We start from the raw sequence: 16477 nt of genomic DNA on the forward strand, positions 1-16477 counted from the left end.
GCGCCTTTCCGCGTGCGACCTGCCCAGCCGCCGGTCGCCGTGTTCTTCCGTGGCCTGGATTCGAGACCAACATGACCACCGTCCGCACCCGTATCGCGCCGTCCCCGACCGGCGACCCCCATGTCGGTACCGCCTACATCGCGCTGTTCAATCTTTGCTTCGCCCGCCAGCACGGTGGCCAATTCATCCTGCGCATCGAGGACACCGATCAGCTGCGCTCGACCCGCGAATCCGAACAGCAGATCTACGACGCACTGCGCTGGCTGGGCATCGAGTGGGACGAAGGCCCCGACGTTGGCGGTCCGCATGGCCCGTACCGACAGAGCGAGCGCGGCGAAATCTACAAGAAGTACTCGGACGAGCTGGTCGCCAAGGGGTATGCGTTCCCGTGCTTCTGCAGCAGCGAGCGCCTGGATCAGGTGCGTGCCGAGCAGATGGCGAACAAGGAAACACCGCGTTATGACGGCCATTGCATGCACCTCGATCCGGCCGAAGCTCAGCGTCGCATCGCCGCTGGTGAATCCCATGTGATCCGCATGAAGGTGCCGAGCGAAGGCGTGTGTCAGGTGCAGGACATGCTGCGCGGCACCGTCGAGATCGGCTGGGACCGCATGGACATGCAGGTGCTGATGAAGGCCGACGGCCTGCCGACCTACTTCCTCGCCAACGTGGTCGACGACCACCTGATGGGCATCACCCATGTGTTGCGTGGCGAGGAGTGGCTGCCGTCGGCGCCCAAGCTGATCAAGCTGTATGAGTACTTCGGCTGGGAGCAGCCGCAGCTGTGCTACATGCCGCTGCTGCGCAATCCGGACAAGAGCAAGCTGTCCAAGCGCAAGAATCCGACCTCGGTGACCTTCTACGAGCGTATGGGCTTCCTGCCGCAGGCGATGCTCAACTATCTCGGGCGCATGGGTTGGTCGATGCCTGATGAGCGCGAGAAATTCACGCTGAACGAGATGATCGAGCACTTCGACATCAATCGTGTATCGCTCGGTGGGCCGATCTTCGATCTGGAGAAGCTCTCCTGGCTGAACGGCCAGTGGCTGCGCGAGCTGCCGGTCGAGCAATTCGCTGCCGAAGTGCAGAAGTGGGCATTCAATCCGCGGTACATGATGCAGATCGCACCGCACGTGCAGCAGCGCGTCGAAACCTTCAGCCAGATCGCGCCATTGGCTGGCTTCTTCTTCTCCGGTGCATTGCCGCTGGATCCCGCATTGTTCGCCCACAAGAAGCTCGATGCGACGCAGGTGCGCCAGGTCATGCAGCTGATTCTGTGGAAGCTGGAAGCACTGCGCCAGTGGGAAAAGGAGCGCATCACCGCGTGCATCACCCAGGTAGCGGAACATCTTGGCTTCAAGCTGCGCGATGTAATGCCGCTGATGTTCGCCGCCATCACCGGGCAGGCCAGTTCGGTATCGGTACTCGACGCCATGGAGATTCTCGGCCCGGATCTGACGCGCTTCCGCCTGCGCAACGCACTCGAGTTGCTCGGCGGTGCGTCGAAGAAGGAAGCCAAGGAGTGGGAGAAGCTCGCAGCGACGATTGTCTGAGTGCCGAGCAGGGGCAGTGCTCGCGACCTGCATTGCCCGGAGGTGCAGCCGTTACCATTCGTCGGTGGTAAGTAGTTGTTCCTAATGCCAAAAAATCTTCGGCCCGTTGGAAATTGTTGTTGACACTACCTGGGGGCGCCCCTAATATGCGCCCCGTCCTCGAGATGGGGCTATAGCTCAGCTGGGAGAGCGCTTGCATGGCATGCAAGAGGTCGACGGTTCGATCCCGTCTAGCTCCACCAATCTCGAAGAGCAGAATTTGCCACCAGCTTGTATTTGCCGAATAAGCAATACGGGTTGCGCTTGAAGGGTTTGCGTCCCCTTCGTCTAGTGGCCTAGGACACCGCCCTTTCACGGCGGTAACAGGGGTTCGAGTCCCCTAGGGGACGCCATTATTCAGCGATGTTCGCATCGCGCGTCGAGAGACGATAAATCCGGGGCTATAGCTCAGCTGGGAGAGCGCTTGCATGGCATGCAAGAGGTCGACGGTTCGATCCCGTCTAGCTCCACCAATCACGGCTTGCCGATAGATTGTTCGGCAGGTTCACGAAGGTTTCGTCCCCTTCGTCTAGTGGCCTAGGACACCGCCCTTTCACGGCGGTAACAGGGGTTCGAGTCCCCTAGGGGACGCCATTTTATTGCCCGTTTTGGGCTTCAAGGGGTCATCTTTCATGAGATGGCCCTTTTTGTTTTGCGCGGCCGAAAAGACGGCTGAGTCGCGCTGCGCTGAATGTCTTGTCATTGCTCGCAGGAACAGGCGTGACTCATCGCGGCGACTACGGTTTCATAGGTCATCGCAAACGGCCAACGAGGCTTGCAACGAATGAGCTGGGATCAGGCGGACGCGTTCACCATCGACCTGCAGGTGCAGTTCGAGCATATCGACGAGTTGGGCCATGCCAACAATGCTGCGTATGTGACCTGGCTGGAGCGGTGTGCCTGGCAGCATTCGCAGAGTCTGGGGTTGGGCATCGACGACTATCGCCGCTTGGATCGGGCCATGGCGGTGCTCCGGCATGAGATCGACTATCTGGCCGCAGCCTACGAAGGCGACCTGCTGCAGTTGGGAACCTGGATTTCGGAATCCGATCAGCGTTTGAAAATGAAGCGCAATTTCCAGCTGATCAGGCCAGCCGATGGTGCAACGCTGTTGCGTGCACAGACGACTTTCGTCTGTATCGAACTCTCCAGCGGGAAACCCAAGCGTATGCCGCTGGAGTTCATCGACGGCTACGGCAAAGCGCTGGTGCAACCGTACCCGCTGGAGCTTTGACGAGGCTGGTTGCTCAGCCGCGCTGCTCGGGCTTCATGACATCGCTCTCGCGGCGCTTCTCGGCATCCTCGCGCCAGTCTTCCTGGATTTCCTCTTTCATCTTCGGGTCGGCGCCGCCGTCTTCGTTTTCGCGAACCATACCCTCGCCCTTCTTTTCCTGCTGAATGTTGGTGCCTTGCGACTGAGTGTTCATCATGTCCTGGTCGGCCAGTGCGACTGCGGAAAACAAGCTGCCCAGTGCGATGATGCCTGCGTACAAGATTTTCATCTGAACCTCCGGCTATCGGGTAATAAAGGACTTACCATCTCAATAACCGACCTGCTGCGCTGAAGATTCGTTCACTCCTGCCTGGTGCTCCGTTTTCCGTGAGTCAGTCCATTCTCCGCAAGATCATCCACATCGATTGCGACTGCTTTTACGCCGCGATCGAGATGCGCGACGACCCCAGCCTGGCTCGGCGGCCAATCGCGGTTGGCGGCGCTGCGGACCGGCGCGGGGTCATCGCCACGTGCAATTACGAGGCGCGTGCATACGGTATTCGCTCGGCCATGGCTTCCGGGCATGCGCTGAAATTGTGTCCTGACTTGCTGATCCTGCGCCCACGGATGGACGTGTATCGGGAAGCGTCGCGTGAGATCCATAACATCTTTCGCACCTATACCGAGCAGATCGAACCGCTGTCGCTGGACGAGGCCTATCTAGATGTCACCGCCTGCGAGCATTTTTCCGGCAGCGCCACGCGTATCGCCGAGGACATCCGCCGTCGGGTCTGGCAACAGCTGCGCATTACGGTGTCGGCGGGCGTAGCACCGAACAAGTTTCTCGCCAAGATCGCCAGCGAATGGAACAAGCCCGACGGCCTGTTCGTTATCACCCCGGCACAGGTCGACGAGTTCGTGCAGATGCTGGAGGTCAAGCGGCTGCATGGCGTCGGTCGGGTCACCGCCGAGAAGCTGGGCCGGCTCGGCATCCGCACCTGTAGCGACTTGCGCGAGTGGCGCAGATTGGACCTGGTTCGCGAGTTCGGCGCCTTCGGTGAGCGGCTCTGGGGGCTGGCGCGGGGCATCGATGAGCGCCCGGTACAGGTGGAAAGTCGGCGCCAGTCGGTGAGCGTAGAGCAGACCTACGACCGCGATCTGCCGGATCTGGCGGCGTGCCTTGAGCGTTTGCCGGAGCTGCTGCAGCAGCTGGCTGCGCGCATGGCACGCCTGGACAGCGGCTATCGGCCCGGCAAGCCTTTCGTAAAGCTCAAATTCCATGACTTCACCCAGACCACGATGGAGCAGGCCGGCGCCGGACTCGAACTCGATGACTACGCTGATCTGCTCGCCATCGCCTTTTCCCGTGGTGCCCGGCCGGTTCGCTTGATCGGTGTCGGCGTACGCTTGGTCGATCTGCGTGGTGGTTTCGAGCAGCTCACCCTGTTCTAGAGCTTCAGTTCCTTTGTCCGTCGCATAAGCCCTCCGCTGGCACCGTTCGTCAGATACGAAGTTTGTGATGAATTCGAGCGACGAAAGGGCTTAGGCCGATATAGCGCCAGATAATTAATTGACCCAGAATGCGCGCGATCTTTGACGTCCTTAGGTTGACGGTTTTTTGTTGCGCGATTGATTTACGACAATATTTGGACGCATTCATCGGATATTGTTAGAGTCACGCAGGATGGCAATGTGCTATCTATTGACGCCCTCAGTATCGATTCTCTGCTTGTTGGCAGTTGAGCACCGACGTCTTGGCGAGGGAGCCATTGGTGGGTCTGTTTTCCAAAACCAAGAAATCAAAACCAGCCGGCATGCTTGGCATCGAGGCTGGTCCGCAAGGCATTGCATTGGCGCAGGTCGTTCGGGGGCCCGGTGCACGGCCGATGCTGCCGTACTGCGAACACTTGGAAGGTAGCGCCGAAGTGCAGGCAGCGCTGCTGGAGAAGGCCGTGAGCGAACGTGCCTTGCAGGGCTTGCCGACGAACGTGCTGCTGCATCCTTCCGAATACCAGATGTTCCTTCTCGAAGCGCCTGAAGTGCCGCCGCAGGAGCTGCGTGACGCCATGCGCTGGCGCATCAAGGACATGATCAGCCAGCCGCTGGATGATGTGGTGATCGACTGCTTCGCGCTGCCCGAGGACGCCTATCGCGGACGCACGCGCATGGTCTATTGCGCCGTTCTCGAGAAAGCCCGGATGCAGCACTACGCCCAGCTCGTCCGCCAGGCCGGCCTGTACATGGCGAGCATCGACATCACCGAGATGGCGTTTCGCAACCTGGGCTCGCTCGCCGGTGCCGAAGGCATGAATCTCGCACTGCTGCGCCTGCGCACCAGCGAAGGCCTGATCTGCATTCAGAACGGCGCCGATCTCTACATGGCTCGGCGTATCGAGCAAGGGCTGGCGCGCGCTGCTCAGGATCTGAGCAGTACGACACTGGAAATCCAGCGTTCGCTCGATTATTTCGAGAGCCAGCTCGGCAAGGGCTATATCAATCGCTTGATGTTGCTGCCTATGAAGCAGGATGGCGAACGCGCATATCAGGGGCTGGCCAGCGGATTGGCGGTGAACCTGCAACGCCTCGACCTGCGTGAACTGTTCCCCGGCCAGCCTGGTGTCGAGCTGACCGAGGCGCAGCAGGCGTTCTGCATTGGCGCCGTCGGCGCCGCCCTGCGTCAGGAAGCGGCATGATGCAGAACGTCAATCTCTATCAGCGCGAACGTCGTCAGCAGGGTGGTCCGCGCCCGCGGCAACTGCTGCTTGGCGCATGTGCGCTGGCGCTTGCCCTGGCTTCGCACGCTGCCTGGCAGGGCTGGAATCTCAAGCAGCGCGCCTCGGACCGCCAATTGGCCGAGGCGCAGGCAGTCTCTGCGGAGGCGCAGTTGGCCGCCTTCAAGGCTAACTATCGGGAACCGACGCTGGATACCCGGCTGCCAGCGCAACTGGCGGAGCGAGAAGCGGAAAACCGCCAGCTGCAGCGCCTCGCAACGCATCTGCGAACGCTCGACGGCCAGCTGCGTGGCGGCTTCGCGCCGGTACTCACGGCCCTGGCCGATCGGCACCCGCCGCACGGGCTCTGGCTGACCCGCATCCGTCTGCAGGCGGGCGGTAGCGACATGCTGTTGCGTGGGTTGAGTCAGGATCAGGAACTGCTTCCGCTTTATCTGGAAAGCCTCGGGCGCAGCGAGACGTTGCAGGGGCGCGAGTTCGGCAGCTTCGATCTGCGGCGCGACGACAGTGGCATGCTGGCGTTCCGCCTGGCATCTCGTGCGGCTGAGGAGGGCGACGATGAATAACGCCATGCAAAGCCTGCGACAGCGCTGGCAGACGCTGGCTCCGCGCGAACAGTGGTTGAGCGTGCTGGTCGGCGCGTCCCTGCTGGGCATGCTTTATCTGTTGCTGGTGGCTGAGCCGCTCGCCGGGCGCATCGCCCATCAGGACAGCCAGCTGCGTCTCGCCGAAGCCCGTCAGCTGGAGGCGAACAATGCGTTGCGCGAACTCCAGGCCAAGCTCGCAGCCGATCCCAATCGTCCCTATCGCGATGCCCTCGATGTGGCGCTCACCAATCGCGAACAGATTCTGCGCAACATCGACGAGGAGACTCGCTCACTGGTTTCGCCTGCGCGTATGAAAGCGCTGCTGCAGGACCTGCTGCGCCGGCAGCCTCAACTGCAGATGGTCGCGCTGCAGAGTTTCAGCGCGCCGCTGGAGTTGCCCGCCAGTGCCACGGATGCAGCGAAGGATGCGCCGCCAGCGGCGGTCAGCTTCTATCGGCACGGTTTGCGTCTGACCCTGCAAGGTGGCTACTTCGACCTGCTCGATTACCTGCAGGCGGTGCAGAACAGTGGTTGGCGTCTGCATTGGGACAGCCTGGACTATCACATCGATGAGGCCGGGCCGGACCAGGCGCGGATCACGCTGGAGCTGCATACCTTGAGTCGCGAAGCGGGGTGGGTTGGTGTCTGATTTTTCTCGTGCGTTGTGCTTGCTCCTTTTGCTGCCCGCTTCGGCCTACGCGCTCGATCCCACCCGCCCGCCCGCGGCGTTCGTGACCGCGGCAGTGGAGCGTCAGGCACCGGCGACGCTGCACCTGCAAGCCATTTTCCGTGGTGCACAGAGCGCCAGGGCGGTGCTCAACGGCCAATCGCTGCGTGTCGGCGACACCCTGGCCGATGCCCGAGTCCTGGCCATCCACACGAATTCCGTCCTGATCGAGCGCGATGGCCAGCAGCAAACGCTGCATCTGGTTGCCCCGATCATCACTCCGAGCCAAACCCGACCATGATGCCGACCCTTTTGCCACGTCTCGGCTTGCTGAGCCTGTTCTGCCTGCTGGCCGCTTGCCAGACATTCGAGGACGGTGACAAGCGCCTCTACGAGCAGAGCAACCGTCTGTTCGAGGAAAGCCTGCAGCAGACCCAGGCCAAGGCGCTGCCGCCGCCGTCGGTACAGGCTGCGCTGATTCCGCCGCTGAGTGTCGACGGCAGTTCGGCGGTCAGTGGCCCGCGCTTCGATGTGGTCGCCAACGACATGCCGGCCCGCGAATTCTTCCTCAGCCTGATGGACAACGCCGGACAGAACCTGCTGGTGCACCCGGCGGTGACTGGCAACATCACCTTCAGCCTGCGCAACGTGACGCTGGAAGAAGTGCTCGCGGCGGTGCGCGACAGCTACGGCTACGACTATCGCCGCACCAGCTATGGCTACCAGATCCAGGCCAATACCGCGGTCACCCGCACCTATGACCTGAACTACCTCAACCTGCAGCGTCAGGGCATGACCGATACCCGGGTCAGCTCCGGCCAGGTCACCACCAGCGACAACATTGATACCGGCGCAAGCGGCACCACGACCAACTCGACCTCCAGCACCGTCAATGCCAGCCAGTTGCTGACCAGTAGCACCGTCGACTTCTGGAGTGAGGTGCGCGAAGTCGTGGCGATGATGATCGGCAGCGAGGCGGGCAACAGCGTGGTGGTCAACCCGCAGGCCGGCCTGCTGGTGGTTCGTGCGTCCAGTGCCGACCAGCAGAGCGTCGAGCGCTTTCTGCAACAGGCGCAGCGCAACCTGCAGCGGCAGGTGATTCTGGAGACCAAGATTCTCGAAGTGAGGCTGTCCGACGGCTTCCAGTCCGGGATCAACTGGGCACAGCTGGGCTCCATGGGCAACGCCGATTTCGCCTTGGGTGTGCAGGGCGACACACTCGACGGCGTCAACAATGTCGGTGGCGTGTTCAGCGCTGCGGTCAGCGTCGGCGACTTCAGCGGCGTGCTGCAGTTGCTGGAAACCCAGGGCGATGTGCGGGTGCTTTCCAGTCCGCGGATTTCCACCCTCAACAACCAGAAGGCGGTGATCAAGGTCGGCACCGACGAGTTCTTCGTCACCGATGTTTCGACCACCACCACGTCGCTGGCGGGCGGCACCACGGCGCCCGACCTGGACATCACCCTGACGCCGTTCTTCTCCGGCATCTCGCTGGACGTTACCCCGCAGATCGACGAGAACGACCAGGTCACTCTGCACGTCCGGCCCACCGTCAGCCGCGTTCAGGATCAGAACAAGAGCATCCAGCTCGGCGGTTCCGACAACGTCTTCAACCTGCCGCTGGCGCTGTCCACCACGCGCCAGTCGGACTCCATCGTGCGTGCGCGCAGCGGTCAGGTCGTGGTCATCGGCGGCCTGCTGGAAAACCGCAACAGCAATAACGACGCCAACATTCCCTGGGCCTCCAAGCTGCCCATCGTCGGCGGCCTGTTCCAGCAGCAACGCAAATCGCTCGAGCAGACCGAACTGGTCATCCTGGTGCGCCCGCAGGTGATCGACGATCAGGTCTGGCTCGACGAGCTGCGCCGCAGCGCCGATTCGTTCCGCCAGGTCAGGTAGGCGCCGGTATGTACGAAGCATTCTTCGGCCTGCAGGAAAAGCCATTCGCATTGACGCCGAATACCGGCTTCATGGTTCGCCTGCCGCCTTACCAGGCGTGCCTGAACCTGCTGCGCGTGGCGCTGGCCGAAGGCGAGGGCTTCATCAAGGTGACTGGCGAGGTGGGCACCGGCAAGACCCTGCTCTGCCGCGCGTTGCTCAAGCAACTGGATGCCGAACATTACCAGCTGGCGTGGCTGCCGAACCCGGCGCTCGGGCCCATGGCGCTGCGCCAGGCGCTGGCCCATGAGTTGCACGTACCGCGGGTCGAGCAGCTGGATAACCACGGACTGCTGACGGCACTGCATCGCCGGCTGATCGAGCTGGCCGGCCAGGGCAAGGGCACCGTGCTGTTGATCGATGAGGCGCAGGCGCTGCCACCGGCAACGCTGGAGGCCCTGCGCCTGCTGACCAATCTGGAAACCGAGCAGCGCAAACTGCTGCAGGTGGTGCTGTTCGGTCAACCTGAATTGGACGCTACGCTGGCCAGCGAGAGTTTCCGGCAGTTGCGCCAGCGCATCACATTCTCCTACCGCCTGCGCCCGCTGGATGTCAGCGACGCCCGGCGCTACCTGCACGAACGTCTGGCGGTGGCCGGCTATCAAGGCGAACCGCTGTTCAAGCCGGCTGCGATTCGCCTGCTGGTCAAGGGCAGCGGTGGCATTCCGCGGTTGCTCAACATCCTGGCGAACAAGTGCCTGATGGCGGCGTTTGGCGAAGGCCAGCGACGCGTCGCCAGCCGACACGTGCGCCGCGCCCTGGCCGATACCGAGGGCGCGCGACCGTTCCTGCGTGCAGCCCTTCCGTTGCGCTGGGCGCTGCTGGCGGGTGCGGCCACACTGAGCCTACTGCTAAGTGCATTGCCCTGGCTGTCGCAGCTGGCCGAGGTGCGGCCATGAGCCTGGTCAACGACATGCTGCGCGATCTCGAAGCGCGCGGCGCGGCGTCCGGCGGGCAGAGCCCGTTCCTCGACATGCAGGCCGTCGATGAAACAGCCGCAACCCGGCGCCAGCGATCAGCACGGTTGCGCCGTTGGCTGTTGCCGCTGACTGGCGTGGTGCTGGTCGCTGCGGCCTCGGTGGCACTGTTCGAACGTTTCGCGCAAACCCCGGTGGTGCCGGAAGCGCCTGTCGACGCTGCGATGACCGCTGCGGTGCCCTCAACTCAGCTCCTTGATATCCTGCCGCAGCAAGACGGCGACCGTTTCGTGCTGCAACTGCTGCTCGATCGCTCGATCAGCTACCAGCGCACCGACGAGGGCGGCGCGATCAGCCTGCGTCTACCGGACGTTACGCTCGCCGGTGGCCCGCGAAACGGCCGCGTGGAGAGCAACGGCCTGAGCCTGTTCTGGCGTGTCGAACAGCAGGGCGACCAGGTGCAGGTACTGCTGATCGGCATGACCGATCGCCTCGACGTGCGTGATCGGCTCGAGCCGGTCGCTGGCCATGCGCAGCTCTGGCTGGAAGTCCATATGGATGGTGCACCAGTGACCGTCCCTGAGGATCTGGACCTGCCTTTCGCCGAGCCGGCGTTGGACGAAGCGAGTCTGCCGGACTGGGTCACCCGCACAGCGCCCGACGCGAACACCGTGCCGGCTATCGCGCCGGATGTGCAGCCGGTCGCCGAGCCAGCCCCGGCGCCGGTTGCCAGACCCCAGGTCGCCACCACACCCACCGTGCAGATCGGCAGTCATCGACCGGACCCGCTGGCCCAGGCGCGCGACGCGTTGCAGCAGCGGAACTTCCCCCGTGCCATCGAGCTGCTGCAGGCGCTCCATGCCGCGCAGCCGGACAATGCCGAGGCGGCGCGCTGGTTGGCTCGCGCCTACCTGGCGGCTGGACAGATCGAGCCACTGCTCGCCTGGTTGCCCGCCCAGCTACAAAGCCGACCGTTCGATGCCGAGCTGCGCATGCTGCTCGCCCGTGGGCAGCTGCAGAGTGGCGACAAACAAACCGCGCTCGCCACCTTGGTGCAGAACGCGCCGGCGCTGGCGAGCGACCCCGGCTATCACGCATTGCTGGCGGCTCTGCAACAGCAGGTCGGCGACTGGGCGGGCAGCGCAGCGGTGTATCGCCAGCTGGTCGCTTCCCAGCCGCAGCAGGCGGCCTGGCAGCTGGGCTTGGCCATCGCGCTGGAGCAGATCGATCAGCCCGCCCGGGCGGCGCGCCATTACCGCCTGGCCGCGCAAGGGCAGGGGCTCGATGACAACTCGCGGCGCTTCGCCGCTGAACGTGCCGGCGTACTCGGAGGTGCCCGATGACCGCGCAAGACATGCGTCAGCGCAAGATTCGTCTTGGCGATCTGCTGGTCCAGGCCGGCCTGATCAGCGAGGCGCAGCTGCAGCAGGCGCTGCAGGACCAGAAGCGCACCGGCTCCAAGCTCGGGCGCACGGTACTCGACCTCGGCTTCATCGACGAAGGCCGTTTGCTGCGTGCGCTGTCCGAGCAGCTGCAGATTCCCTTCGTCGAACTCAAGCACTACAAGTTCGATAACCAATTGACCCAGAGCCTGCCCGAGGCGGTCGCCCGGCGCTTCCGGGTAATCGTGCTGTCCCGCCAGGGTGACGGCCTGCTGGTGGGCATGACCGACCCGCTGGACATCTTCGCCCAGGACGAGATCGAGCGCCTGCTGGGCAAGCGCGTTCACCCGGCGGTGGTGCGTGAAAGCGAGCTGCTCGGCGCACTGGATCAGCTCTACCGCCGTACCAGCGAGATCGCCTCGCTGGCCGGCGAGCTGGAAGGTGAACTGCAGGAAAGCGACTTCGACCTCTCGCGCCTGGGCGAAAGCAACAGCGATGCGCCGGTGGTGCGCCTGCTGCAGACGCTGTTCGAGGACGCCGTACAGATGAAGGCTTCGGACATCCACATCGAGCCGGACGAAGGCGTGGTGCGGATTCGCCAGCGTATCGACGGTGTGCTCAACGAGCAGGTGATGAAGGAGCACCGCGTCGCCTCGGCGCTGGTCATGCGCCTGAAGATCATGTCCGGTCTGGATATCTCGGAAAAGCGCCTGCCGCAGGACGGCCGTTTCAACATCCGTGTGAAGAACCGCAACCTCGATGTGCGGGTTTCCACCATGCCGGTGCAGTTCGGCGAGTCGGTGGTCATGCGTCTGCTCGACCAGAGCGGCGCCATGTTCAAGCTCGACGGCACCGGCATGCCGCCGGCGATGCTCGAACGCTTCCGGCGCCTGTTGCAACGCCCGCACGGCATGGTGCTGGTCACCGGCCCGACCGGCTCGGGCAAGACCACCACGCTCTATGCCGGGCTCTCCGAGCTGAACAGCCCGGAGAAGAAGATCATCACCGTCGAAGACCCGGTGGAATACCGCCTGCCGCGCATCAACCAGGTGCAGGTCAACGCCAAGATTGAGCTGACATTCGCCCGCGTGCTGCGCGCCGCGCTGCGCCAGGACCCGGACATCGTCCTGGTCGGCGAGATCCGCGATCAGGAAACCGCCGAGATCGGCCTGCGCGCCGCACTGACCGGCCACCTGGTGCTCTCGACGCTGCACACCAATGATGCCCTGACCTCGGCCATGCGCCTGATCGACATGGGCGTCGAGCCTTTCCTCGTCGCCACCGCGCTGAATGCGGTGCTGGCCCAGCGTCTCATTCGCCGGGTGTGCGAGAACTGCATGGAGGACGACCAGCCCGATCCTCGGCAACTGGCCTGGCTGGAGGCGCTGCACGGCGGCTCGCTGCGCGACAACCGCTTCAAGCGCGGCAGTGGTTGCCATCAATGCCACAACAGTGGCTATGCCGGCCGTGTCGGTGTGTACGAGCTGCTGGAACTGGACGAACCGATGATCGCCGCCCTGCGCCGCGGCGACCCGCAAGGCTTCGCCGAGGCCGCGCGCCAGCAGGCGCACTATCGACCACTGGCGGCTTGCGCGCTGGATTACGCCATTGCCGGCGTCACCAGTATCGAAGAGGTGCTGAAGGTCTGCGCGACCCTGGCGGACGACGAGGTGATCGCGTGATCGTCGCTAATCTCCTGCTCATCGCGACCGTAGGCGCCAGCGCCACGGGCGTCATCCGCTCGCTTCGCGGGGTGCGTGCCGATGCCTAGCTTCCGCTATACCGGCCGCGATATGCGCGGCGCACGGGTCAGCGGGGCGCTCGATGGCGCCAGCGCTGACGCCGTGGCCAGCGAACTGGTGTCGCGCCAGATCACCCCGCTGACCATCGATGCGGAGCGTGCCCAGGCCGATAGCGTCGACGTGTTCGCCGTGCTGCGCGAGAAGCTGCGGCGCAAACGTGTCGATCTGGACGAACTGATCATCTTCAGCCGCCAGATGTACAGCCTGAACAAGGCCGGCGTGCCGATCATTCGCGCCATCGGCGGCCTGGCCGAATCCAATCGAAACCTGTATTTCCGCGGCATCCTGCAGGACGTGCGCGCCAGTCTTGAGAGTGGCCAGTCCATGGCGGTCGCGCTGAACGCCCATCCCAAGGTGTTCAACAATCTGTTCGTCAGCATGGTCAGCGTCGGTGAGAACACCGGCCAGCTCGATCAGGCGTTCAAGCAGCTGTCCGCCTATCTCGAGCTGGAACGCGAGACCCGCAAGCGTATCAAGCAGGCCACGCGTTATCCGATCTTCGTGCTGGTGGCCATGGGGGTGGCGCTGGGCGTCATCAACCTCTTGGTGATCCCGGCGTTCGCCAAGGTCTTCGCCCAGTTCCATGCGCAACTGCCGTGGGCCACGCGCGTGCTGATCGGCACCTCGAATTTCATGCGCGACTATTGGTGGCTGTTGCTGCTGGGCATCGTTGGCGGGCTTTACGCCTTCTTCAAATGGATCGAAACCGACGCCGGTCGGCTGCGCTGGGATCGCATCAAGCTGCGCCTGCCCATCGTCGGCGGCATCTTCGAACGTATCGCCCTGGCGCGCTTCACCCGCACCTTCGCGATGATGTATCGCGCCGGCGTGCCGCTGCTGCAGACGCTCTCGATCAACAGCGCCAGTGTCGGCAACCAGCATATCGGCCAGGCGATTCTCGGCATCCGCGAAAGCGTCGAACGCGGCGAAGCGCTGACCCGCTCGGCGCACAACTCCGGCCTGTTCACTCCATTGGTACTGCAGATGATGGCCGTCGGCGAAGAAACCGGCGCGCTGGACGACCTGTTCATCGAAGTCGCCGACTTCTACGAGCAGGAAGTCGACTACGACCTCAAGCAGCTGGCCGATGCCATCGAGCCAATCCTTATCGTGGCCATGGGCGTGATGGTGCTGATTCTCGCGCTCGGCGTGTTTCTGCCGATGTGGGAACTGGGTAGCGCGGCGCAGGGGAGGGGGTGATGGGCACACTAATCGCGACATTCCACAAAAGCCGCGGAGGCACGATGCAACGACACAAGGGTTTCACCATGATCGAGCTGGTCGTGGTCATCGCCATCCTCGGCATCCTGGCCGCGGTGGCCTTGCCCCACTTCATCGATTCGGCGAAGGACGCCCACCGCGCCAGCGTGCGCAGCGCCGGCGGTGCGCTCACATCCGCCGTCTCGCTTGTGCGCGGCCAATACGAACTGAATCGCGGCGGCGGCAGCAATGCCTGCCTGGCCGGCAACTGCCAGATCAACGTACAGGGCTACGGCAACGGCGCCATCGATGTCAACGCCGACGGTTGGCCCATCGGCACCGAGCGCAGCGGTACCCCGCTCGCCAACACCAGCATGTCCGCCGATGAATGCCGCAACCTCTGGAGCAACCTGCTGCAGGCCTCCTCGCACAGCCTGACCGGCACCAATCCGGCATTCACCGCCACGGCCAACGGCACCCGCTGCCGGTACACCTACAACCTCGATGGCGGCGACGACGTCATCGAATACAACGCCAATACCGGCGAAGTTTTCGTCACCTTTAACTGAACGTAAAACAGGAGCTGCATCATGAAGAGACAACAAAGCGGTTTTACCTTGATCGAATTGATTATGGTGATTGTGATTTTGGGGATTTTGGCGGCGTTTGCATTGCCGAGGTTTGCAAACTTGGGAGGGGATGCGCGAGCAGCAACCCTACAGGGTGTTGCTGCTTCCATGAAATCAGCATCAGCAATTGTACATTCGGCATGGCTGGCAAAGAATGGAGTTGATGGCTCGGGAGATCCGCTTACTGCTATTGAACTCGAAGGCGCCTCTGTTGCAGTTGATGGGTTGGGTTACCCAACAGTTGCCGGTATTTTGGCTGCAGCGCAGGTTAGTTCGACTGAGTTCGATACTGCGACCACCCCCGGTGTCGTAATAGCAAACGGTGCTGCTGATGGAGCTAACTGCAGGGTCACTTACACTGCTGCGTCTGCAACAACCGCTACCCCTCCGGTTGTCACTCCGCCACAAGTTGCGGTTTTGACTAGCGGTTGTTAGTTAGCCTTGTAGGGCGGGGGGAGACCTGCCGATATCCTGAATTAGCTGCGACCTACGGTTGGCGGATCTCATCCTTCCCTGCAGCTGCATGGCAACCCGGTTTCTGGCCGGGTTGCCACAAATCTCTTGGGGGTGGTCAACTCCTGCCTTCAAACCCGCTTGGATAAAAAGGCTGGCCAATGATTAAACAACGCGGTTTTACAATCGTCGAGTTGATCATGGTAATCGTGATCCTCGGCATTATTTCCGCCGTGGCCGTCCCGCGCTTTTTCGACCGCAAGGTCTTCGATGAGCGCTTTTATTTTGAAGAAACTCTTTCTGCCGTTCGCTATGCTCAGAAACTGGCAGTGGCGAGCGGTTGCCTGGTTAGGGTAACAGTAGACAACCGCGGTTATGGGCTGGCTTACGGGACTGGCGATTGCAACGGTGTCCAGATCAAAGACCCTTCCGATAAAAACTATCCAATTAAGCCTCCGGCTGATGTTGAAGTTCAGAGCGGGATGGATATCGAGTTCAATTCGCTCGGTTGTATTACGAGCAATGCCTCTATTAATTGCAGCGTCGGGAATAACATCGTAACGGTTGGCGGCCTTTCATTCACCGTCCACGCCGCCACCGGCTTTATCGAGGTGGGCCAATGACCCGAACCGTAGGTTGGGTTGAGCCTGCGAAGCCCAACGAGCGAACTATCGGCCGACCCCGACGGCTCGTGCTTGCCATCGCTTCGATGCTCGTTGGGCTTCGACGCTACGCGTCTCAACCACAACCTACCTCCAACCGTAGGGTGGATGACGCTTCACCCATCCACCAACAAGCCAACCACCAGACCCTTGCTGGAAACCGCCGCATGCTTTTCCACAGGATGGCCATCCACCCGACGGACCGGCGAAGGGTTGGCCAAATGACCAGGCAGAGCGGCTTTACCCTGATCGAACTGATCATGGTCATCATCATTCTCGGCATCCTGTCGGCCTTCGCCTTGCCACGCTTTTTCGACGTTTCCGCCGACGCCCGTGCGGCGCGGGTCAATGCCGGTTTGGGTGCGGCTCGCAGCGCGCTGGCAATCGTCAATGCCAAGGCCCGGCTATCGGGCATCGGCATGGGCGAAGAGGAGCAGCAAATATTTCTGGAAGGGCAGGCCATAGCTGTGAAATTCGGCTATCCCGCGCAACCTTATTCCCTGCTGATCGCCGCCGGCATGGAGACAGATTTCGACGGCGCAGGTGCTGATGGCATCGTGCACAAGAACACCTACGACCTGGGCACGGGCCGTTGCGGCTTCCGCTATATCGCACCGACCGCCGCCGGCGAAGCACCCCGTTTCGAGCCCTGGCCCGGCAGCAGCCTGCCCGTCACCGCTGCCGATTGCAGAAGGAACTGACC

At 62.7% G+C, this 16477-nt stretch carries 17 protein-coding genes and 4 tRNA genes; 20 read left to right on the top strand and 1 reads right to left on the bottom strand.

Annotation, left to right across the window (positions count from 1 at the left end; all coding sequences use genetic code 11):
* The first annotated feature begins 71 nt into the window (after nucleotides 1-71).
* The 6 genes from gltX to P5704_020255 all read left to right on the top strand — a co-directional run bounded on the left by gltX (nucleotide 72) and on the right by P5704_020255 (nucleotide 2826).
* Nucleotides 72-1553 carry a glutamate--tRNA ligase gene (gltX, locus tag P5704_020230; GenBank protein ID WOF78317.1) on the top strand — a complete coding sequence of 494 codons (1482 nt, stop codon included), beginning with the start codon at nucleotides 72-74 and terminating at the stop codon, nucleotides 1551-1553.
* Nucleotides 1554-1719: 166 nt separating this feature from the next.
* A tRNA-Ala gene (locus tag P5704_020235) sits at nucleotides 1720-1795 on the top strand.
* A gap of 74 nt (nucleotides 1796-1869) precedes the next feature.
* A tRNA-Glu gene (locus P5704_020240) sits at nucleotides 1870-1945 on the top strand.
* A 44-nt stretch (nucleotides 1946-1989) separates the two neighbouring features.
* A tRNA-Ala gene (locus P5704_020245) sits at nucleotides 1990-2065 on the top strand.
* A 45-nt stretch (nucleotides 2066-2110) separates the two neighbouring features.
* Nucleotides 2111-2186 (top strand) — tRNA-Glu (locus P5704_020250).
* Nucleotides 2187-2376: 190 nt separating this feature from the next.
* The gene (locus tag P5704_020255; protein WOF78318.1) at nucleotides 2377-2826 is read left to right on the top strand and encodes a thioesterase family protein; all 450 of its coding nucleotides are present in this window, start codon (nucleotides 2377-2379) and stop codon (nucleotides 2824-2826) included.
* 13 nt (nucleotides 2827-2839) lie between these two features.
* On the opposite strand, the gene P5704_020260 is transcribed toward P5704_020255, so the two are convergent.
* Nucleotides 2840-3094: a hypothetical protein gene (locus tag P5704_020260; protein WOF78319.1), complete on the bottom strand. Its 255-nt coding sequence runs from the start codon at nucleotides 3092-3094 to the stop codon at nucleotides 2840-2842.
* 98 nt (nucleotides 3095-3192) lie between these two features.
* Between P5704_020260 and dinB the strand changes: the two genes are divergently transcribed.
* The 14 genes from dinB (at nucleotide 3193) to P5704_020330 (ending at nucleotide 16475) form a co-directional block, all read left to right on the top strand.
* A complete protein-coding gene (gene dinB / locus P5704_020265; GenBank protein WOF78320.1) occupies nucleotides 3193-4257 on the top strand; it encodes a DNA polymerase IV in 1065 nt (354 codons plus the stop codon).
* A 320-nt stretch (nucleotides 4258-4577) separates the two neighbouring features.
* Complete coding sequence (locus P5704_020270; GenBank protein ID WOF78321.1) at nucleotides 4578-5498, top strand: MSHA biogenesis protein MshI; 921 nt, start codon at nucleotides 4578-4580, stop codon at nucleotides 5496-5498.
* The gene (locus P5704_020275) at nucleotides 5495-6103 is read left to right on the top strand and encodes a PilN domain-containing protein (GenBank protein ID WOF78322.1); all 609 of its coding nucleotides are present in this window, start codon (nucleotides 5495-5497) and stop codon (nucleotides 6101-6103) included. The genes P5704_020270 and P5704_020275 overlap by 4 nt, the downstream gene beginning before the upstream one ends.
* Entirely contained in the window at nucleotides 6096-6773 is a 678-nt protein-coding gene (gene gspM, locus P5704_020280; GenBank protein WOF78323.1) for a type II secretion system protein GspM, read from the top strand. Before P5704_020275 ends, gspM begins: the two co-directional genes overlap by 8 nt.
* Nucleotides 6766-7092, top strand: coding sequence for a Type II secretory pathway component (locus P5704_020285; protein WOF78324.1), 327 nt, complete (start codon nucleotides 6766-6768; stop codon nucleotides 7090-7092). The genes gspM and P5704_020285 overlap by 8 nt, the downstream gene beginning before the upstream one ends.
* Entirely contained in the window at nucleotides 7089-8690 is a 1602-nt protein-coding gene (mshL, locus tag P5704_020290; GenBank protein ID WOF78325.1) for a pilus (MSHA type) biogenesis protein MshL, read from the top strand. The genes P5704_020285 and mshL overlap by 4 nt, the downstream gene beginning before the upstream one ends.
* Nucleotides 8691-8698: 8 nt before the next feature.
* Entirely contained in the window at nucleotides 8699-9628 is a 930-nt protein-coding gene (locus P5704_020295) for an AAA family ATPase (GenBank protein ID WOF78326.1), read from the top strand.
* Complete coding sequence (locus tag P5704_020300; GenBank protein WOF78327.1) at nucleotides 9625-10989, top strand: tetratricopeptide repeat protein; 1365 nt, start codon at nucleotides 9625-9627, stop codon at nucleotides 10987-10989. The genes P5704_020295 and P5704_020300 overlap by 4 nt, the downstream gene beginning before the upstream one ends.
* A complete protein-coding gene (locus P5704_020305; protein WOF78328.1) occupies nucleotides 10986-12710 on the top strand; it encodes a GspE/PulE family protein in 1725 nt (574 codons plus the stop codon). The genes P5704_020300 and P5704_020305 overlap by 4 nt, the downstream gene beginning before the upstream one ends.
* 81 nt (nucleotides 12711-12791) lie before the next feature.
* Nucleotides 12792-14030, top strand: coding sequence for a type II secretion system F family protein (locus tag P5704_020310; GenBank protein ID WOF78329.1), 1239 nt, complete (start codon nucleotides 12792-12794; stop codon nucleotides 14028-14030).
* Between the two features lie 44 nt (nucleotides 14031-14074).
* Nucleotides 14075-14599 carry a type II secretion system protein gene (locus tag P5704_020315; GenBank protein ID WOF78330.1) on the top strand — a complete coding sequence of 175 codons (525 nt, stop codon included), beginning with the start codon at nucleotides 14075-14077 and terminating at the stop codon, nucleotides 14597-14599.
* A gap of 21 nt (nucleotides 14600-14620) precedes the next feature.
* Nucleotides 14621-15094 carry a type II secretion system protein gene (locus P5704_020320; protein ID WOF78331.1) on the top strand — a complete coding sequence of 158 codons (474 nt, stop codon included), beginning with the start codon at nucleotides 14621-14623 and terminating at the stop codon, nucleotides 15092-15094.
* A gap of 179 nt (nucleotides 15095-15273) precedes the next feature.
* Nucleotides 15274-15735, top strand: a complete 462-nt coding sequence (locus P5704_020325; protein ID WOF78332.1) for a type II secretion system protein — start codon at nucleotides 15274-15276, stop codon at nucleotides 15733-15735.
* 260 nt (nucleotides 15736-15995) lie between these two features.
* Nucleotides 15996-16475: a type II secretion system protein gene (locus P5704_020330; GenBank protein ID WOF78333.1), complete on the top strand. Its 480-nt coding sequence runs from the start codon at nucleotides 15996-15998 to the stop codon at nucleotides 16473-16475.
* Nucleotides 16476-16477 lie beyond the last annotated feature (2 nt).

Source organism: Pseudomonas sp. FeN3W, assembly GCA_030263805.2.
Lineage (GTDB): Bacteria > Pseudomonadota > Gammaproteobacteria > Pseudomonadales > Pseudomonadaceae > Stutzerimonas > Stutzerimonas stutzeri_G.